The sequence below is a fragment of the Pseudomonas sp. SIMBA_067 genome (genome assembly GCF_046534675.1).
GTDB classification, from domain to species: domain Bacteria; phylum Pseudomonadota; class Gammaproteobacteria; order Pseudomonadales; family Pseudomonadaceae; genus Aquipseudomonas; species Aquipseudomonas putida.
Genome location: NZ_JAWRYH010000007.1, coordinates 121,163 through 140,145 on the forward strand (window position 1 = coordinate 121,163; position 18,983 = coordinate 140,145).

At 63.9% G+C, this 18,983-nt stretch carries 16 protein-coding genes; 5 read left to right on the forward strand and 11 right to left on the reverse strand.

The window, feature by feature from the left end:
* Positions 1–12: 12 nt before the first annotated feature.
* Positions 13–681: a class I SAM-dependent methyltransferase gene (locus tag SB765_RS16830; protein ID WP_410931636.1), complete on the forward strand. Its 669-nt coding sequence runs from the start codon at positions 13–15 to the stop codon at positions 679–681.
* A 135-nt stretch (positions 682–816) separates the two neighbouring features.
* Here the strand turns inward: SB765_RS16830 and quiC are convergent, their stop codons facing one another.
* The gene (gene quiC / locus SB765_RS16835; protein ID WP_016500398.1) at positions 817–2,724 is read right to left on the reverse strand and encodes a 3-dehydroshikimate dehydratase QuiC; all 1,908 of its coding nucleotides are present in this window, start codon (positions 2,722–2,724) and stop codon (positions 817–819) included.
* 287 nt (positions 2,725–3,011) lie between these two features.
* Between quiC and SB765_RS16840 the strand changes: the two genes are divergently transcribed.
* On the forward strand, positions 3,012–4,385 hold the full coding sequence (locus SB765_RS16840) for an MFS transporter (protein ID WP_028613508.1): 1,374 nt from the start codon (positions 3,012–3,014) through the stop codon (positions 4,383–4,385).
* A gap of 140 nt (positions 4,386–4,525) precedes the next feature.
* On the opposite strand, the gene SB765_RS16845 is transcribed toward SB765_RS16840, so the two are convergent.
* The 5 genes from SB765_RS16845 to SB765_RS16865 form a co-directional block, all read right to left on the reverse strand.
* A complete protein-coding gene (locus SB765_RS16845) occupies positions 4,526–5,938 on the reverse strand; it encodes a DOPA decarboxylase (RefSeq protein ID WP_410931637.1) in 1,413 nt (470 codons plus the stop codon).
* A gap of 139 nt (positions 5,939–6,077) precedes the next feature.
* The gene (locus SB765_RS16850) at positions 6,078–7,022 is read right to left on the reverse strand and encodes a LysR family transcriptional regulator (protein WP_410931638.1); all 945 of its coding nucleotides are present in this window, start codon (positions 7,020–7,022) and stop codon (positions 6,078–6,080) included.
* Positions 7,023–7,158: 136 nt separating this feature from the next.
* A complete protein-coding gene (locus tag SB765_RS16855; RefSeq protein ID WP_016500402.1) occupies positions 7,159–7,869 on the reverse strand; it encodes a YebC/PmpR family DNA-binding transcriptional regulator in 711 nt (236 codons plus the stop codon).
* 97 nt (positions 7,870–7,966) lie between these two features.
* The gene (locus SB765_RS16860) at positions 7,967–9,358 is read right to left on the reverse strand and encodes an FAD-dependent oxidoreductase (RefSeq protein WP_410931639.1); all 1,392 of its coding nucleotides are present in this window, start codon (positions 9,356–9,358) and stop codon (positions 7,967–7,969) included.
* 15 nt (positions 9,359–9,373) lie between these two features.
* Entirely contained in the window at positions 9,374–10,690 is a 1,317-nt protein-coding gene (locus SB765_RS16865) for an MFS transporter (protein ID WP_016500404.1), read from the reverse strand.
* A 244-nt stretch (positions 10,691–10,934) separates the two neighbouring features.
* On the opposite strand from SB765_RS16865, the gene SB765_RS16870 reads away from it, so the two are divergent.
* Positions 10,935–11,804 (forward strand): LysR substrate-binding domain-containing protein, encoded by an 870-nt coding sequence (locus tag SB765_RS16870; RefSeq protein ID WP_016500405.1) that lies wholly within the window; start codon positions 10,935–10,937, stop codon positions 11,802–11,804.
* 140 nt (positions 11,805–11,944) lie between these two features.
* Positions 11,945–12,316: a DUF2784 domain-containing protein gene (locus SB765_RS16875; protein WP_410931640.1), complete on the forward strand. Its 372-nt coding sequence runs from the start codon at positions 11,945–11,947 to the stop codon at positions 12,314–12,316.
* On the opposite strand, the gene tam is transcribed toward SB765_RS16875, so the two are convergent.
* From tam to SB765_RS16895, 4 genes are all read right to left on the reverse strand, one after another.
* On the reverse strand, positions 12,306–13,082 hold the full coding sequence (gene tam, locus SB765_RS16880; protein ID WP_341798247.1) for a trans-aconitate 2-methyltransferase: 777 nt from the start codon (positions 13,080–13,082) through the stop codon (positions 12,306–12,308). The genes SB765_RS16875 and tam overlap by 11 nt on opposite strands.
* Before the next feature lie 162 nt (positions 13,083–13,244).
* Entirely contained in the window at positions 13,245–15,650 is a 2,406-nt protein-coding gene (locus SB765_RS16885; protein WP_410931641.1) for a TonB-dependent siderophore receptor, read from the reverse strand.
* A gap of 140 nt (positions 15,651–15,790) precedes the next feature.
* On the reverse strand, positions 15,791–16,633 hold the full coding sequence (locus tag SB765_RS16890) for a FecR family protein (protein WP_410931642.1): 843 nt from the start codon (positions 16,631–16,633) through the stop codon (positions 15,791–15,793).
* Positions 16,630–17,166 (reverse strand): RNA polymerase sigma factor, encoded by a 537-nt coding sequence (locus SB765_RS16895; protein WP_341798244.1) that lies wholly within the window; start codon positions 17,164–17,166, stop codon positions 16,630–16,632. The genes SB765_RS16890 and SB765_RS16895 overlap by 4 nt, the downstream gene beginning before the upstream one ends.
* 111 nt (positions 17,167–17,277) lie before the next feature.
* On the opposite strand from SB765_RS16895, the gene SB765_RS16900 reads away from it, so the two are divergent.
* Positions 17,278–17,457: a hypothetical protein gene (locus tag SB765_RS16900; protein WP_341798243.1), complete on the forward strand. Its 180-nt coding sequence runs from the start codon at positions 17,278–17,280 to the stop codon at positions 17,455–17,457.
* 3 nt (positions 17,458–17,460) lie between these two features.
* On the opposite strand, the gene SB765_RS16905 is transcribed toward SB765_RS16900, so the two are convergent.
* Entirely contained in the window at positions 17,461–18,876 is a 1,416-nt protein-coding gene (locus SB765_RS16905; protein ID WP_016500412.1) for an amino acid permease, read from the reverse strand.
* Between the last annotated feature and the right edge of the window lie 107 nt (positions 18,877–18,983).

Sequence of the window (18,983 nt, forward strand, 5' to 3'; positions counted from 1 at the left end):
CGGGACACCACCATGCCTGACCCTGAAAGCACTTTGCTCGACAGCTGGCAGCACAACGCCCACGCCTGGATCGACGCCGTGCGCAGCGGCGCCATCGAGAGCCGTCGCCAGGTCACTGACCAGGCCATCCTGCTCGCCATCCTCGGCCGCCAGCCCGGGCGAGTGCTGGACCTGGGCTGTGGTGAGGGCTGGTTGCTGCGTGCACTGGATGACCGCGGTATCGAAACCGTGGGCGTGGATGGTGACAGGGCGCTGGTAGAGGCCGCGCGCGCGGCGGGCTCGGCCGAGGTGCACCTGGCCAGCTATGCGCAGTTGGCCGATGCGCAGGTTTATGTGGGCACAGGGTATGACCTGGTCTGTGCCAACTTTGCGCTGTTGCACCAGGACATCATCCCGTTGCTGGCGGCCATGAAAGGTTTGCTGGTGCCGGGTGGCGCACTGGTGATCCAGACGTTGCACCCCTGGAGCGTTGCCAACGGGGAGTATCAGGATGGCTGGCGGGAGGAGTCGTTTGCCGGGTTTAACGGGAATTGGCAGCCGATGCCGTGGTACTTCCGTACGTTGGCCAGCTGGCTGAATGCACTGGACATGGCCGGGTTGCGCCTGCTCAGTTTGCAGGAACCACAGCACCCGCAAAGTGCGGTGCCGCAGTCGCTGTTGATGGTGGCTGAGCGCCCCTGAGTCATACACCCTCGGTGTAGGAGCGGCCTTGCGCCGCGAATGGGCCGCGAAGCGGCCCCAGAAATGGATGCCGCGACACAGAAACTGGGGGCCGCTTCGCGGCGCAAGGCCGCTCCTACACCGACCGCGTCGGGGTCAGAGGACGGGCTTGCGCGCCGCGCCGCTGCGGGCCTTGGCCATGGCTGCCAGGCGCACCGCGACGTTGGCCGCGCCGTAACCGGTATAGCCCCCCTTGCGCTGGATGATTTCGAAGAAGAAGCGCTCTTCAAACGGTTCGGTGTACACGTGGAACAGCTCGCCGCCCTGGGCGTCGCGGTCGTACAGCACGTTGTAGTACGCCAGTTCGCTGAGGAACTCGTCGTCGAAATCGAAGCGCGCCGCCAGGTCGTCGTAATAGTTCAGCGGAATTTCCAGCAGCGGTACTCCAGCCAGCTTGGCACGCGCCACTTCACGGAAGATGTCGTCACAATCGAAGGCAATGTGATGCACCCCCGAACCGCGGTAGCTGGAGAGTGCATGGGCAATGGCGGTGTTTCGGTTTTCCGAGATGTTCAGCGGCAGGCGCAAGGTGCCGCATTGGCTACGCAGGGCGCGGCTCTTGACCAGGCCATAAGGGTCGGGCAGCACTACTTCGTCGTCGGCAGCGAAGTCGAACAGGCTCTTGTAGAACAGCACCCAGCTGTCCAGTGACTCGGCTGGGAGGGCCAGGGCCATGTGGTCGATGCGACGCAGGCCGCCAGTGGCAGTGGCGCTCTTGTCCAGGCTGAAATCGGTGTCGTACAGCGTGTGGCCAGCGGTGCCCTGCTCCACCAGGTACAGCAAGCTGCCGTCCGGTGCGCGTACCGCCGGTACTTCGCACTCGTTGGGGCCGACCAGGCCGCGGAACGGCTGGCCACGGAAGGCGGTGGCACGCTTCAGGGCGGCTTGCGGGTCCTTGACCCGCAGTGCGGTGGCGCACAGCGACGGGCCGTGGGCCTCGAAGAAGTTGTGGCCGAAGGAGTACGGTTCGGCGTTCAGGACAATGTTGATATCGCCCTGGCGCAGCAGTTGTACGTCCTTGCTGCGGTGCTTGCCGGCTTCGGCAAAGCCCAGGCGCTTCAGCCAGCTGCCCAGGCGCGCGCCGACGGCTTCGTCGACCGCAAATTCAAGGAACTCCACGCCGTCATAGGCGCTGGCCGCTGGCGGGGTGAACAGTACGCCAGGTTCGATCGGCGTGTTTTCCTGCTCCAGGCGCAAGCGTGTCTGTTCTTCGAGATACAGCAGCGAACGCAGGCCGTCGGCGGCATTCTGCCGGGTGGGCGCGGCGCGGAAGCCGTCGTTGAAGATTTCCAGCGACAGCGGGCCACGGTAGCCAGTGGCAAGAATCGGCGCCAGGAAACCGGCCATGTCCATTTCGCCCTGCCCCGGGAAGCAGCGGAAGTGGCGGCTCCACTCCAGCACATCCATGGCCAGGATCGGCGCGTCAGCCATCTGCACGAAGAAGATCTTGTCGCCGGGGATGTCGCGGATCGCGCTTGGGTCGCCCTTCAGCGACAAGGTGTGGAAGCTGTCGAGAATCACCCCGAGGGCCGGGTGGTCGGCCTGGCGCACCAAATTCCAGACTTGCTGGTAGGTGTTGACGTGGCGGCCCCAGGCCAGGGCTTCATAGCCAATGCGCAGGCCACGTTTGCCGGCATGCTCGCCCAACAGGCGCAGGTCGTCGACCAGCAGCTGTTCATCGCCCAGGGCATCGGCCTGAACGTTGCTGCACACCAGCACCAGGTCGGTGCCCAGCTCTTGCATCAGGTCGAACTTGCGCTCGGCGCGGTCGAGGTTTTTCTGCAGGCGGTCGCGGCGGCAGCCTTCAAAGTCGCGGAACGGCTGGAACAGGGTAATGGCTATCCCTAGGTCGGCGCACATCTGGCGCACCTGGCGCGGGCTGCCGGCGTAATACAGCAGATCGTTTTCAAAGATCTCGACGCCGTCAAAACCGGCGGCGGCGATGGCTTCGAGCTTTTCCGGCAGGGTGCCGCTCAAGGACACGGTAGCGATCGAACGCTGCATGGCGGGAGTTCCTTGTTGTTAGAAAATGACGGTGCCAGTCAGGAAAAAACCACTGTCACAGTTTATGGCACGATCGATTATTCGCAGGTAAAGTCGTCGCTTCAATCTCTTTGTACGGAATGGTTAGTTTTGCGTTCGATTATCGCACAAAACCCGTTTTAACGAATTGCTAGACCGCTGGCCCGTGGTCAACATGAACCACAGACGCAGGCACACCGACCACTGCCTCCTGCCTTGGCGAACCAACGGCGGAACCTGCGCAAACAACAATAACAACGGAGACAACGATGGCTCACTCCAGCTCGCAAGCCAAAAAAGCGACCGCCAGTGGATGGATAGGCTCGGCACTCGAGTACTACGACTTCTTCATCTACGCCCAGGCCGCTGCACTGATTTTCCCGCAGATCTTCTTCCCCAATACCGACCCGAAAATGGCCATCATCGCTTCGTTGGCCACCTACGGCGTGGGCTACCTGGCGCGTCCGGTCGGTGCTTTCGTGCTGGGCCACTGGGGTGACACCCGCGGTCGCAAGAACGTACTGCTGCTGTGCATGTTCCTGATGGGCCTGTCGACCATGGCGGTAGGCCTGCTGCCCACCTACCACGACATCGGCTACCTCGCGCCGGCCTTGCTGGTGGTACTGCGCCTGATCCAGGGCTTTGCCGTGGCCGGGGAAATCTCCGGGGCCAGCTCCATGATCATGGAGCACGCGCCGTTCGGTCGAAGAGGCTACTACGCCAGTTTCACCCTGCAAGGCGTGCAGGCCGGCCAGGTACTGGCGGCGGCAGTGTTCCTGCCACTGGCCTACTTCATGCCTAGCGAAGCCTTCACCGAATGGGGCTGGCGCATTCCGTTCCTGATGAGCGCCATCGTGCTGATCGCAGGCTTCATCATCCGCAAGGAAGTGCATGAAACCCCGGCATTCGTGAAGGAAGAGAAGCAGGACAAGGTTGCCAAGTCGCCCATCAGCGAAGCCTTCCGTCACAGCTGGAAGCACATGGTGCTGGTGATGTTCATGGCCCTGATGAACGTGATCCCGGTGGTAGCCACCATCTTCGGTGCGGCCTACGCGGTACAGCCGGCCTATGGCATCGGCTTCGACAAGAGCGTGTACCTGTGGATCCCGGTGGTCGGCAACATCGTCGCTGTGCTGGTGATCCCGTTTATCGGCAACCTGTCGGACAAGATTGGCCGTCGACCGACCATGATCGCCGGTTGCCTGGGCTCTGGCCTGCTGGCATTCGTCTACCTGTATGCAATCAGCATCCAGAACGTGCCAATGGCGTTCGCCGCCTCGATCGTGATGTGGGGCATGGTCTACCAGGGTTACAACGCGGTGTTCCCAAGCTTCTACCCAGAGCTGTTCCACACCCGCTACCGCGTTTCGGCCATGGCCATCGCACAGAACATCGGCACCATGCTGACCGCCATGCTGCCGGCGCTGTTCGCCCTGGTTGCACCACCTGGCTCGGACAACATCCCGCTGGTAGTGGGTAGCCTGGCGTTCTTCATCACCTGCGTGTGCGCCCTGGCAGCCTACATCGCCCCGGAAACCCACCGCCTGGCGATGGAAGACCTGGGTAATCCGGATGCCAAGCCGATGGAAAAGGCAGCGTATGAAGCTAGCCGTAAAGGTAGCTTTCAGGCTGTGAGCCACTGATAGATTGCAGGGGGCTGCTTTGCAGCCCTTTCGCGGCACAAGGCCGCTCCTACAGGTGGATCGCATGAGCCCAGGCTTGCGCGTTGCCCTGTAGGAGCGGCCTTGTGCCGCGAACGGGCCGCAACGCGGCCCCGGCAGTCTCAGCCTGCAACCACTTCCTGCAACCTCTCCCAAAGCTTCTCGACATGCTCCCGCTCAGTCGGCAGCGCACCCACCGACACCCGCACCATCCATCGCCCGTCCAGCGTCGCTGGCGTCACATACGCATCCCCGGACGCATTCAGCCGCTCGGCCCACCCCTTGGTATGCGCATCCAGCGCCTCCCCTTCCACCCCCGCCGGCCGATGGCGAATGCACAAGGTCTGCAATTGCACCGGTGCCAGCACCTCCCACTGCGCCGCGGCCCCGACCTGTTCCGCCAACCACCGGGCATTGTCCAGGTCACGCCGCAGCCGCGCCTGCAACGCTTCGACACCCTCGCTGCGCAACATGAACCACAGCTTCAACGCGCGGAACCGACGGCCCAGCGGGATGCCCCAGTCACGCAGGTTCTTTACCTCGCTATCCACCGCCGATTGCAGGTAGCTGGGGTTGGTGCTCATTACCCGGATCAGGTGCTGCGGATCTCGCACGTAGTAGATCGAGCAGTCGAAGGCCACACCCAGCCACTTGTGCGCATTGACCACTACCGAATCGGCCAGCTCGATGCCGTCCCACATCCACCGGCACTCGGGCAGGATCATCGCCGAACCGGCCATGGCTGAGTCCACATGCAGCCACAGGCCATGGGCCTGGGCGATCTCGCCGATCGGGCGCAACGGGTCTAGCGCCGTGGTGGTCGTGGTGCCGGTGGTGGCCACCACGGCGCATGGCTGGTTGCCCGCCGCCAGGTCCTGCTCGATGGCTGCCTGCAGCGCCTCCGGACGCAGGGCGTAGTGTTCGTCAGTGGGGATCAGGCGGATGTTGTCGCGTCCAAAACCGGCCAGCAACGCGGCCTTGTCCACCGAGCTGTGGGCGTGGGCGCTAACGTAGACGATCAGGGGTTTGGCCTGGGCTTGCAAGCCACCGCGCACCAGTGCGTAGTCGCTGGCGCGCTCGCGGGCGCTGATCAGTGCCACCAGGGTGCTGGTAGAGGCCGTGTCCTGGATCACCCCGCTCCATTGGCCCGACAGGCCGAGCAACTGGCGCAGCCAGTCGAGGGTGGTTTCTTCCAGCTCGCTCAGAGCCGGGCTGGACTGCCACGACAGGCCCAGCACGCCCAGGCCGGTGCTGAGGAAGTCGCCAAGTACCGAGGACAGCGTACCGTTGGAGGGGAAGTAGCCGTAGAAGTCCGGGTGCTGCCAATGGGACAGGCCGGGCATGACCAGCTGGTTGACGTCGTCGAGGATGGCTTCGAAGGGCTCACCTTGCTGGGGAGCGGTGCCTGGCAAGGCAGCCTTGAGGTAGCCAGGCTCGACCTGGGCCATGACCGGGCGTTCGCCGAGGGTCTGGCGGTAGTCGGCAATCAGGTCGATCAGTTGGTGGCCGTACTGGCGGAATTGCTCGGGGGTCACGAGGGCTCTCCTGTGGGTAATCCACTGCCTGTACTGGCCTCTTCGCGGGTAAACCCGCGAAGAGGCCGGAACAGACAACACAATGCCCCCAGTCTAGGCACCTATCCCCCGGCGAATAACCCCGCATCGCGCATACCTGCTATGGCAAACCCGCATGCCCACCCTGCACGCCGAACTGCGACTGACGCCACAGCTCGAACACCCGGTTGCGCAGCCAGCGGTGCTCCGCCGAAGCCTGCAGCCGCTGGTGCCACACCACCCAGTAGCGCTGGCTGTGGTCGATAAAGCCCAACGGCCGCCATGCCAGGTCATGCAAGCGGCACAATTGCCGGGCGATGTGCTCGGGTACGGTGGCCACGGCCTGGCTGTTGGCAATGACCTTTACGGTGGCGGAAAAAAACGGCACTTCCAGGCTGACCCGCCGCTGCAGGCCCTGGGCGCGCAGGTGGCGGTCGATGAAACTGTCCTTGTCGCCACCACCGGAAATGCGCACATGCTTGTGCGCCAGGTAATCGGCCTGGCTGAGCGCGGAGTGGGCGGCCAGCGGGTGGTCGTGGCGTATCAGGCACACCGCACGGTCCTCACCCAGCAAGCGCCCGTGCAGGTTGGGGGGCGACTCGTCGAACAAGGTGGTTGCCAGGTCGATTTCGCCGCTGGCCAGCAACGCATACTGGCCGGCCTGCCAGGTACGGTACTCCAGCGATACACCCGGGGCTTCATGTTCCAGCGCGGCCACCAGCAGCGGCAGCATGTGCTCGGCCACGTAGTCCGAAGCGGCCAGGCAGAAACGGCGCTCACAGCGGGCTGGGTCGAATACGGCGGGCTGGCGCAGGGCGTGCAGTTCTTCGAGAACCTGGCGTAGCGGTTCGACCAGCGCTTCAGCGTATTCGCTGAGTACGTAGCCGCGGCCTTGGCGAACCAGCAACGGGTCGTCGAAAGCTTCGCGCAGGTGGGCCAGCTGGCGGCTCAAGGCCGACTGGCTGACGCCCAGGCGCTCGGCGGCGTGGCTGAGGTTTTTCAGCTGCAGCAGGTGGTCGAGGGTGCGCAGGTGGGCGAGGCTGAGGGAGGCGAAGGCGGGGTTCATCAAGGGTTCGGCTCCAGACCGCAGGCGAGGGCTTTGCCCTCGTTTCGCGGCACAAGGCCGCTCCTACAGAGGAGTGCATAACCCCTGTGGGAGCGGCCTTGCGTCGCGAATGGGCCGCAACGCGGCCCCGGCTTTTTTAGGCGGTCAGACCGACGTAGACGTTTTGCACGTCATCGTTCTCGTCGATCGCTTCGAGGAACGCTTCAACCTCAGCCAGTGCTTCAGCACTCAGGCTGGCTGCGCTCACCGGGTTCTTCGGGGTGTAGCCGATCTTCGCCGAGGTCACGGTAAAGCCATGCTCCGGCAACGCCTTTTGCACGGCATCCAGGTCAGTGGTGTCGGTGATGAACAGGGTCGAGCCCTCTTCTTCACCTTCTTCAAAGTCCTGGGCGCCGGCTTCGATGGCGGCCATTTCCGGGTCGGCGTCACCTTCCGGGGTAGCTTCGATCAGGCCGACGTGGTTGAAGTCCCAGGCCACCGAGCCGCTGGCGCCCAGCTGGCCCTTGCGGAACAGCACGCGGATTTGCGCGACGGTGCGGTTGACGTTGTCGGTCAGGCACTCGACGATCAACGGTACCTGATGCGGCGCGAAACCTTCGTAGCTGACTGCCGAGTACTGCACGGTATCACCGTCCAGACCAGCGCCCTTGCGAATCGCCCGTTCCAGCGTTTCACGGGTCATCGAAGCCTTCTTGGCCTGCACGATCGCCAGGCGCAGGCGCGGGTTCATGTCGGGATCGGCGCCCGATTTGGCTGCGATCTGGATTTCCTTGGACAGCTTGCCCATGACCTTGCCTTTGGCATTGGCCGCTGTTTCTCTATGTTTGGCTTTCCACTGTGCGCCCATGTCGACTCTCTTGTTTCAGCGGCCGGTTCAGGAAGCGACCGGCCAAAAGTGGGTGCATTTTATACGCCCTCAAGCATGGGATCGACAAGAAATCTCATCAGCCTTTATCGGCTTTGCCCGCCGCCGCCGCAAACCGTGCCAGGCGCACGTCCAGCCGACGCGGTCGCAAACCTTGGTCCTCTGCACGCTCCTTGCGGCGGATGGCATTGCGCACCATCAGCGAGCCCAGGTAGCGGATCGGTTCGGGCGGGAACAGCCCCAGCGGCCCCTTGACCAGCGGCGAACGGGTCCACGGGTTATCCAGCCCCAGCGCCAGCGACGAAAGAATCTGCCCCCCCATATGGCACGGGCCAACGCCGCTGCCGGAGTATCCAAAGCCATAGAACACGTTGCCCTGCCCGTCCAGGCGACCAAAGAACGGCAAGCCGGTCACCGAGCGGTCCGACGGCCCGTTCCAGCTGGCCGCCAGTGGCACCTCGGCCAAGGTCGGGAAAAACTCGCCAACGGTTTCGCCCAGCAATGGCCGGTACGGCGACGGCTGGTCGAATACCGGCAGCATGCGCCCGCCATAGGCAAAGGTGTTGCCGCCCTTGCCGAGCATCAGCCGGCCATCAGAGGTGTTGTGGTAGTAGTGCACGAAAATACGCGAGTCGAGCACGCTGATGCCGCTGTCCAGACCGATCTGGCTTAGCAGTTCGGGGCACGGTTCGGTAATGACCATGTCGCTGGAAACGATCGCCACGCTGCGCTCGAACTGCGGAAAAGCCCGCGCCATCCAGGCATTGAGGCCCAGCACCACGCGATCGGCACGAACGGTTCCACGAGCGGTGCGCACCTGCACCGAGGCGCCGTGCTCCAGGCCGGTCATGGCGGTACCTTCATGAATGCGCACACCGCGCTGCAAGGCCACCCGACGCAGGCCGCGCACCAGCTTGCCCGGCTGCACCGTGGCTGCCGCCGGCGAGAACCAGCCCTCCAGATGCCGCGCCGAACCCGCCAGACGCTGCACCTGTTCCAAGGGCAGGCGGCGGAACGAATTGATGCCCTTCTGCTCCAGCGCAGCGATCACCCCGTCCGTGGCGCCGACCTGGGCAGCGTTGGTGGCGGTGTACAGCGTGCCGTCCAGGCGGTAGTCACAGTCGATGCCGTTGGCCCCGCAGAACGCCCCGATGTCCCCGATGCTGCGCTCCGACTCGCGTACCAGGCGCACCGCCTCGGCCATGCCGAACAGGCGCTCCAGGGTGAAGTACTTGGCCGACCAGGACAACGCGCAGCCACCATTGCGGCCACTGGCACCGGCGCCGCAGATGTCGGCTTCGATCAGCAACACATCCAGTGCCGGCACCGCCTCCTTGAGCATCAATGCGGTCCACAGGCCGGTGTAGCCGCCGCCGACAATGCACACATCGCAGCGGGCATCGCCTTGCAGCGGCGGGCACACCGCCTCCTGCGTGGAATCCAGGGCCTGTTGCAGCCAGAAGGGTCTCATTCGCTCGCTTTCCTTTCAGGTACGCAGTGGCTTGATTGCCATGCTGGTATTCGGTGCCACGTCGTTGCTTTGCACACTGCTGGCCGGGCGGCTGTTCCAGTGCGGCAGCAGCACCAGCGCCGAGAACAGCGCGCAGCCAGCGAACACGATGAACACCGTGACGCCGTCGAAGTACCCCGGTAGCAGCCCACCCAGCACCGCCCCCACCGAGCCGCAACCATTGACGAAGCCGGCGGCAGTGGCACCGGCCTTGGCGGTACCGAAGTCGATGGCAGCGGCGCCGCTGATCATTGAGTCAGGCCCGTACAGGGTCAGGCCCATGACGAACAGCAAGGCCACCACCAGCATCACGCTACCGGTGTGCATGGCCGCCATGAACGCCGCCAGGGTCATGGTCAGCAGCACCAGGCTGATCACGCAGGCCGGCATGCGCCGGGCGCCGAACAGTTTGTCGGAGGCCAGGCCGATCATGATCGGACCAAGCAACCCCGCCAGCTCGAAGGCGGTCGGGATGATTGCCGCGCCGACCTTGCCTACTGAAGGCATCTGCTCGAACACGATCACCGGCCCCCACAGCAGGATGGCGTAGCGCGCCGGCTTCAACAGGAAGTACGCAAGCCCCAAAGTCAGCACCGTGCGGTTGCGCAGGATCTCCCTCAGCGGCGCCCACACGCTGCACAGGTTGTCGGCCGGGGCCATGCTCTGCGGCTCGGGCTCCACCGCCGGCAGGCCGACATCCTCAGGCTTGTTGCGCTGCAGGAAGAAGAACAGCACGGCCACCAAAGCCACCACGGCGGCACTGGAGAAGAACGCTGCGTGCCAGGTACCCACCAGGGTATAGGCCCACCACCCCGCGAACGGTGAGGCCACCAGGCCGCCGAAGGCATAGCAGGAACTCCACAGGCCCAGTACCCGCCCACGCTGCGAGGCCGGGAAGAAGCTGCCGATGTTCTTGCACAAACCGGCCCAGCCGGTGGACTGCGCCAGGCCCTGCACCAGCATGCAGGTGGCAAAGATCGGGAAGGTGGCGTAGCTGCCCATCACCACCGCTGCCACAGCAGAAATCAGCAACCCGCCAAGCACCACCACCCGCGGGCCGAAGCGGTCGGCGAGCATGCCCCAGGTGAACTGGCCCACGGCGTAGGCGGCCAGGTAGATGGCGTCGAGGTTGGCCATGGCGGCCTTGTCGAGCATGAAGCTTGGGTCTTCAGCGATGCCCAGCTTGGCGACCGAGAAGGCTTTGCGGGTGAAGTAGAAGGCGGCGTAGGCCAGCCAGGTAATGGCGAAAATCTGGATGCGCCAGCGTTTGAACGCGGCTAGGGATTGATTCATGTGTGTCTGACCTCTTGCTCAAGTGTGCCGGCAGAATGTGAAGAAACGCCTGTCTTGTTCTTGTGTTACGCACAGCGATGACGAGGCTGTCATCGGGTCAGGTGGCGCCGTGTGGGCACCAGGGCCCTGGCGGCATTCGTGATGCCGGCACCGGGCTGAAATCTATGGAAACAGTTGCGCTAAGATAAATAAAATCGATTTATCGTATTACACACATAAGCCAAGCTTGTTACTGAGGTCAGCCATGTCGGTTTCCCACGCACAACTCAAAGCCTTCCATGCGGTGGCCGTGCACGGCAGCTTTACCCGCGCTGCGCAAAAGCTGTTCCTGACCCAGCCAGCGGTGTCGGACCAGGTACGCAAACTGGAGGAGCGCTTCGGCGTATTGCTGTTCCACCGCAACAAGCGTTCGGTGCAGCTCACCGACCTTGGCGAGCGCCTGCTGGGCATCAGCCAGCGCCTGTTCGCCTGCGAGGCCGAGGCGCAGGAGCTGCTGCACGATTCACGCGCGCTGCACACCGGCAGCCTGGTGCTGGCAGTGGATGCCCCGGTGCACGTGCTGCCGCAGGTTGCCCGCTTCTGCCAGCGCTACCCTGGCATCCAGGTGAAGATCGAAACGGGCAATACCGACGAATCGCTTGCGCGGCTGTTCAGCTATCAGGCCGACCTGGCCCTGCTCGGGCGGGATGTCGACGATGAACGCCTGCATTGCCTGCCGCTGCGCCGCGACCCGATGGTGGCGTTTGTGTCCCACCATCACCCCTGGGCCAGCCGTGGCTCGATCAGCCTGGCAGACCTTGATGACATGCCACTGGTGCTGCGCGAGCCCGGCTCGGTGACGCGACAGACGCTGGAAGAAGAGATGCAACGCGCGGGTTTGCGGATTCGCCCGGCGATCCAGGTGGAAGGCCGCGAGGCGGCGCGGGAAGCGGTGGTGGTGGGGATTGGCGTGGGCGTGGTGTCAGCGGCGGAGTTTGGCGCCGATGCGCGGGTGTGTGCGTTGCCGATCGTGGATTGTCAGCGGCATTTGACCGAGACGCTGGTCTGCCTGAGCGAGCAGCGTACGCGGCGTGTCGTAGCGACCTTTTTGCAGGTGGTCGAGGAAGGGTTGTAAGCCGGTACCGGCCCTTTCGCAGCACAAGGCTGCTCCTACAGAGGAATGCGATTAGCTGTAGGAGCAGCCTTGTGCTGCGAAGAGGCCAGTGCAGGTAACCCGGCTATGCTGGGATAACCTCACCCCCCGGCGTACCATCCATGCTCTACCGCTTTGCCGCCGACACCCTGGTCCTGCTGCACCTGGCCTTCATCCTGCTGGTGCTGTTCGGCGGCCTGCTGGTGCTCAAGTGGCGCCCTGCCCTGTTCATCCACTTGCCGGCCCTGGCCTGGGGCCTGGCGGTGGAGTACCTGCACCTGGGCTGCCCGCTCACCACCTGGGAAAACCGCATGCGCAGCGCAGCCGGGGGCGCAGGCTACCAGGGCGGCTTTGTCGAGCACTACATCTGGCCACTGATCTACCCCGCCGGGCTGACAGCGCACACTCAATTGCTGTTGGGCAGCATCGTGCTGCTGCTCAACCTGGGCATCTACAGCTACGTGGCCTGGCGCTGGCGCCGGCCTAGCGGGTAGCGATCACGAACAACCGCGGGAACGGTAACAGCACCTTGCCATCGGTGGCCGGCGGGTAGTCGCGCTGCATGGCCTGCAGGTACATCTGCAGGAAGTCGGCCTTCTCCTGCTCGCCAAGCCTGGCCAGGTAAGGCCGCAACGCCGAACCCTTGAACCACTCCACCACCGCTTCGGCACCGCCCACCAAAGGGTGGTGATAGGTGGTGCGCCACACATCCACCCGCGCACATAGCGGGCTGAGCAGGTCGTAGTAGAACGCCGCACCGTGCCGTGGCGGCAACTGGAAATCGGCGAATTTCGCCGCCCAAGGGCCTTGGCTGGCAATCTCGCGCAACTGCCGATGGGCCGGTTCGTCAAGGTTGTCGGGGGTCTGCACGGCCAGGCTCGCGCCTTCACTCAACTGGCGCACCAGGTGCGGGTACAGCACCGCGTGGTCAGGTACCCATTGCAGCGAGGCATTGGCCAGGATCAGGTCCTGCGGCTCGGGGGCGGACCAGCCGGCAATGTCGGCAATGGCCGTGCGTACCCGTGGGATGCACAGCCGCTTGCGTTCGCGGGCCTTGTCGATCATGTCCGGGTCGCTGTCCAGTGCCGTCACCTGGGCATCGGGGTAGCGCTGCAGCAGCACCTCGGTGGAATTGCCCGGACCGCAGCCCAGGTCGGTGGCATGGCGCACCGGGCGTGGCGGGATGGCGGCGAGCAGGTCGCGCACCGCGCGGGTGCGTTCGTCTTCGAACAGGGAATACTGGTTGGCGGACCAGGCCATGTGGGGCTCCTTTTGGGCGGGCAATGTGCCTAGCATATGCCATCTGTCGACTGTGAGGGCCCTATCGCCGGCAAGCCAGCTCCCACAGGGACAGTGCAACACTTGAAGGCGATGAGGCCCTTGTGGGAGCTGGCTTGCCGGCGATGAGGCCTTGACCCGTTTTCAGAAATCCCAGCGGGTGGTCACCATGACGTTGCGTGGCTCGCCGTAATAGCCACTGTAGAACGTGGTATCCAGCGCACTGAGGTACTTCTTGTCGAACAGGTTGTTGACGTTCAGCGTGGTGGAAAGCTGGTCAGTGATCTGATAACGGCCCATCAGGTTGAACACGGCGAACTGCCCTTGCTTGGCCTTGACGGTGCCAAGCTCGGCAGGCGCGGCAGTGAAGTGCGTGCCGCTCTGCCAGTTCATGCCACCACCCACGGTCAGGCGGTCCAGCTCGCCCGGCAGGCGGTAGGTGGTCCACAGCTTGACCATGTTGGCCGGAAACACCGTGTTGATGCGCTCGCCGTCGGCATCCTTGATGATGCTGTGGTTGTAGCTGGCGCTGAGGTTCCAGCCCGGCTGCAACTCACCGCTGGCTTCCACTTCGAAGCCGCGCGTAGTCGCACCGGAAATCGCTTCATAGGCCGCCGTGGTGGTACCCGGTACAACTCTGCCTGGGTCGACCACCGCCAGGTTGTCCTGCTTGATCTCGAACGCAGCGATGCTGGTTTGCAGGCGCCCGTCAAAATACTCGCTTTTCAGGCCGACTTCGTAGTTGTCGCCTTCGCGTGGCGCCAGCGTCGCGCCGCTGGCATCACGGACCGTCTGCGGCTTGAAGATACTGGTGTAGCTGGCATAGACCGAATGAATGTCGTTCAGGGCGTAGACCACACCGGCATAGGGCGTGACGACGCCGCTTTCACGGTTACCCGGGATCTTGTTCGGCTGCGTGCTGAGGTCGTAGCGGTAGCGGTAGTTACTGACCCGGGCGCCCAGAATGATCGAGAGTTCATCGGTAGGGCGCAGGCGTGTGGCCAGGTAGGTACCGCTCTGGTAGATGCTGGTGTCACCGTCGTACAGCTTGCCATTACCGGTGTTGGGCTTGGTGGTGTAGTTGTCCCAGTCGTAGAAGTTGACCCGGGTGCCTTCGATCGCGGTGCCGCGCAACGGGTCGTGGTGGTTCTGGTAACGGGAGAAATTGTAGCCCAGCACCAGGTCATGCTGGCGGCCGAATGCCTCGAATGGCCCCTTGAGCTGCGCATCCACACCCACCTGCTTCTGCCATGTACTGCCGGCGCCGCCGTACAGGCGCACGCCTTCGCCGGTCTGCTTGTCGGGGAAGCCCCAGCTGGCGGTGGCCAGGCGGTAGTCGTCGCGGTTGATGTACATCTGGTTCACTGCCAGCCGCAGGCTCCAGTCGTGGCCCAGTTTCTGTTCGAGGCTGGCGAACGTGTTCAGTGCGTCCTGGGGGTTGCTGCTCCAGCGCGCGGCGCTATTGGTGGAGCGGGAAAAGTCGGTTTGCTCTCCATTGCTGTAGAACAGCGGGAACGCCACCGAGGACGAGCCCTCTGGCCGGTTGCGCTGATAGTCGGCGCCCACGGTGAGCAAGGTGGTGTCGCTCAGGTCGGCCTCAAGGATGCCGTACAACACCTGCTTTTCCTGGTGGTAGTGGTCGACGAAGCTGTCGTTCTGCTGGTAGGCGGCAACCATGCGCCCGCGCACATTGCCGGTGGGGGTCAACGGCCCGGACAGGTCGACCTCGGTGCGGTACTTGTTCCACGACCCCAGCCCAGCGCTGACATGCCCCTTGAACTCGGCAGTTGGCCGCTTGCGCACCAGGTTGATGGTGGCAGAAGGGTCACCTGCGCCAGTCAGCAGGCCGGTGGCACCGCGCAGCACCTCCACATGGTCATAGATGGCCATGTCGGCGAGGCTTTGCGCCGACACCTGGCTGACGATATCGAGGGTGGTGGGAATGCCGTCGAACTGGTAGTTGTCTACCGAATAGCCACGCGAGTAGATGTTGAACCGCTCACTGCCCAGGCTTTGGACCGACAGGCCCGGGGTTTGCTGCAGCACTTCGGTGAGGTCGTTCAGGCCCTGGTCGTCCATGCGCTGGCGGGTGACCACGCTGATCGACTGCGGCGTTTCCCGTGGCGACAGGTCAAGCCCTGTACCGGCGCGCGTAGTGCCCAAGGTGTAGGCACCGGTGCCGTCGGTGGTGTTGCCATAACGCTGGCTGTCGATGGTGATAGCGCCCAGTTCCAGCGCCATGCCGCTGGCCGGCGCGCCGATCAGGTAACCCTCCCCCGCCCGCTGCAGCTGCAGACCAGAGCCGGCGAGCAGCTGTTGCAAGGCCTGGGCAACGCTCATGCGCCCTTGCACGGCCGCCGCCTGACGGCCCTCGGCAGCATCCGTGGAAAACAGGATGCGGGTGCCGGTCTGCTGGGCCAGGGCGTTTAGCGAGCGGTCCAGGCGTTGGGCCGGGATGTCCAGGCCGAAGGTGGCATCCTGCGCCTGGACGGTGGCGCAGGTCAGCAGGCTGGCAGCCAACAGCGTCAGCGGTGAAAGGTGGTAACCCATGTGTTCCCCATACGATTCAAGTGACTTCATGGGGATGGCGGCTGGCCGTGGGTGAATGTTGATGTGCCAATGAAAATAATTATTGGTTGCCTGTTATGGCCCTTTCGCGGGCTTGCCCGCGAAAACGCCGGTGCAGGCGATCAATCAACCCGGCCAATGACCAAGCCCCCATCAGCCGCGCGCACCACCGTCACAGGCAACACCGCTGGCAACTGCTCCAGCAGTACCCGCACCTGCCGGCTGTCGAACTCACCCGACAAGCGCAAACCACCGGTACGTTCATCCGCCAGCCGCAATGGCACCTCGCTGTAACGCTGCAAATCCACAATCGCATCGCGCAACGGTGTGCCGTCAAAACGCAACACCGAGCTGCGCCAGGTCCCCATCGCACCTGACGCCACGGCCTGCACCTCGCCCAACTCGCCAGCAGCAGCAAGCAGTTGCTGCCCGGCCCGCAGTGGCTGCACAGCGCCGTGCCCAATGCCGACCTCGACCGCCCCCTCGAGCACCCCTACCCGCACGCCCCGCACATCGCTGCGCACGTCGAACACCGTACCGATATCACGCACCCGCACGCCCTGGCTGCGCACAATGAACGGCGCATCGGCATGCACTACGGTAAACCGCGCCAGCCCTTCGAACAGTTCCAGCTGCCGGCTGCGCAGGTGCCGTTCAATCTGCAGCCGGCTACCCGAATCCAGCAGCACCTGGCTGCCGTCCGCCAGCACCAGCTCGCGCTGCGCGCCCACCGCCACCCGCACCTGCTCGGTATGCCAGGCAGGGTCTAGCCACCACAGGCTGCCCGCCAGCAGCAACGACAGCAGGCTGGCCTTGGCCGCCTTGCCGGCCTTGCGCCGGCGTGCGGTCATGGCTTTACCTTCGGCGAGCAACGCCTCGCGGGACGCCACCCGCTCACGCAGGGCTTCGCTGAACGCCTCCAACGGGTCGGCCTGGGCCTTGCTTTCACGCTTGCCCTGGCTCATGCCCGCGCCTCGCCATGCAGGCGCCGGGCCGGTTCCCAGCGGCTGGCGATGGTACGCAATGCACGATTGAAGTGCTGGGTGACCATGTTGACCGAAATCTCCAGCTCGGCGGCAATGTCACGCTGAGCCATGCCATGGATGCGGTGCAGCAGGAACACCTGGCGCTGACGTGCCGGCAGGGCTTCGATAATCGCCAGCAGGGCATGCAGCTGTTGCTCGAAATCCAGCTCGCGGGCACCGTCCCAACTGTCCAGGGCGGGTTCGTCATGGCTCGCGGCAGCCAGGTGAGCCGCACGCAGCGATTCGGCGCGCACCCGGTCGATGGCCCGGTTGAAGGTGACCTTGCGCAGAAATGCCAGCGGCAGCGAAATGCGGTGGCGGGGTGGCTTGTCGAGAATCTGCAGGTAGACGTCGTGCACCAGGTCGCGGGCAAAATGGCGGTCGCGAAAGCGCTGGCGGATGTAGCGAACCAGGTCGTCATAGTGCAACGCCAGCGCGTCGAGCAGTTCCTGGTTGGGCGGTGTGTTAGACATGGAGGGCCGGCGCCAAGTGATAATGCTTCGCATTGTAGGGGCACAAACCTGTGTTTGTCTCCATGGCCTCATCGCCGGAACTGACCACCTATACGTGAAGTCAGTCCATTTATGCGCATGCCCATGAAGACCTACATCGCCCTCGCCATCCTGGCCTTGATCGCCGCCGCCGCCCTGCTCGGCTCGCCGTGGATGAACCAGCGCTTCCACATGCCCGCAGAAAAAGCCCAGGCCCAACAACGCGAAACGGCCGGGTCCCCAAAGGAGCCGGCCGTTTCCAGACACGAGTGACGCTTAGTGCTGCTTGCTGCTGCCAGAGCGGATCTGGTGCACCACACCCATTGCCACCACGACTGCCGCCGCGATACCGGTGGAGATCACCAGGATCTGGTAGTCAGGCATGAAGGCCATGGTTACCAGGGCGGCCACGATGAACGCGATCACCAGGTAGGTCAGCCACGGGAACAGCCACATCTTCAGGCGCACTTCCTTGCCTTCGGCAATCAGCTTGCGGCGCATGCGCAGTTGCGAGAAGGCAATCACCAGGTACACCAGCAGGGCGATCATGCCCGTGGTGTTCATCAAGGTATCCAGCACGTCTTTCGGGCGCAGGGTCTCGCTGAAGTTGATCAGCGCACACACCACGGCCACGGCGCACGAGCCCATGATCGCGTACACCGGTACTCCGGTGCCGGCACGGGTGATCTTGAAGAACGACGGCGCATCGCCGCGCTGAGCCAGGGAGAACAGCATGCGCGAAGCGGTGTAGTGACCCGAGATCAGGCAGCTGCTCACCGAAGTCAGCACCACGAAGTTCATCAGCAGCTCGGCATACGGCACGCCCAGCAGTTCCAGGGTACGGCGATAGGCGCCATAGCCGGAAACGCCCAGGTGCGGGTCGTTCCACGGTACCAGGCAGACGATCAGGAAGATCGAACCGACGTAGAACAGGCACACACGCCATACCACCGAGTTGGTGGCCTTGACGATCTGCGCGGCCGGGTCTTTGGCTTCGGAAGCTGCGATGGTGACGATTTCGGCGCCCAGGAAGGCGAACATCACCCCTAGCAGCGCACCGATCACGGTGGTGATGCCATTGGGCATGAAGCCTTCGGCGGTGAGGTGGCTGATGCCACGCACTTCACCGAACTGCCACACGTTCATCACGGCAGCGGTACACACGATCAGGAAGCAGACGATCGCGATCACCTTGATCAAGGCGAACCAGAACTCGAACTCACCGTAGTGCTTGACGTTGAAGAAGTTGACGGTGATCAGCAGCAGGGTCGTGGCCAGCACGAACACATTGACGCTAACGTCGGGGAAGAAGCCATGCAGGATCTTGCCCGCCACATAGGCTTCCCAGGCCATGAGGATGACCCAGTACCACCAGTACAGCCAGCCGATGGTGAAACCGGCCCAGCGGCCAATGGCGCGGTCGGCGTAGGTGGAGAACGAGCCGGTGTCTGGCGAGGAAGTCGCCATTTCACCCAGCATGCGCATGATCAGCACCACCAGGATGCCGCCCGCCAGGTAGGCCAGGACAGCGGCTGGGCCTGCGCTGTGGATCACGCTGCCGGAACCGACGAACAAGGCGCCGCCAATTACCCCGGCGATCGACATCATCGTCAGGTGGCGCGACTTCAGCGAGGCACTGAGCTTGCTCTCGTGCCCGCTTTTCGCGGTGGTGGTTGTGGATGTTGCGTCCATCAGTTGTGTACCCCGTGCTTCTTTTTATCCAAGGAAAACCGTGAAACCCCGATGGCTGGCGGCTTCACCTGTACATCAGTGCTAATGCGGGCAGGATGGTGTGAACG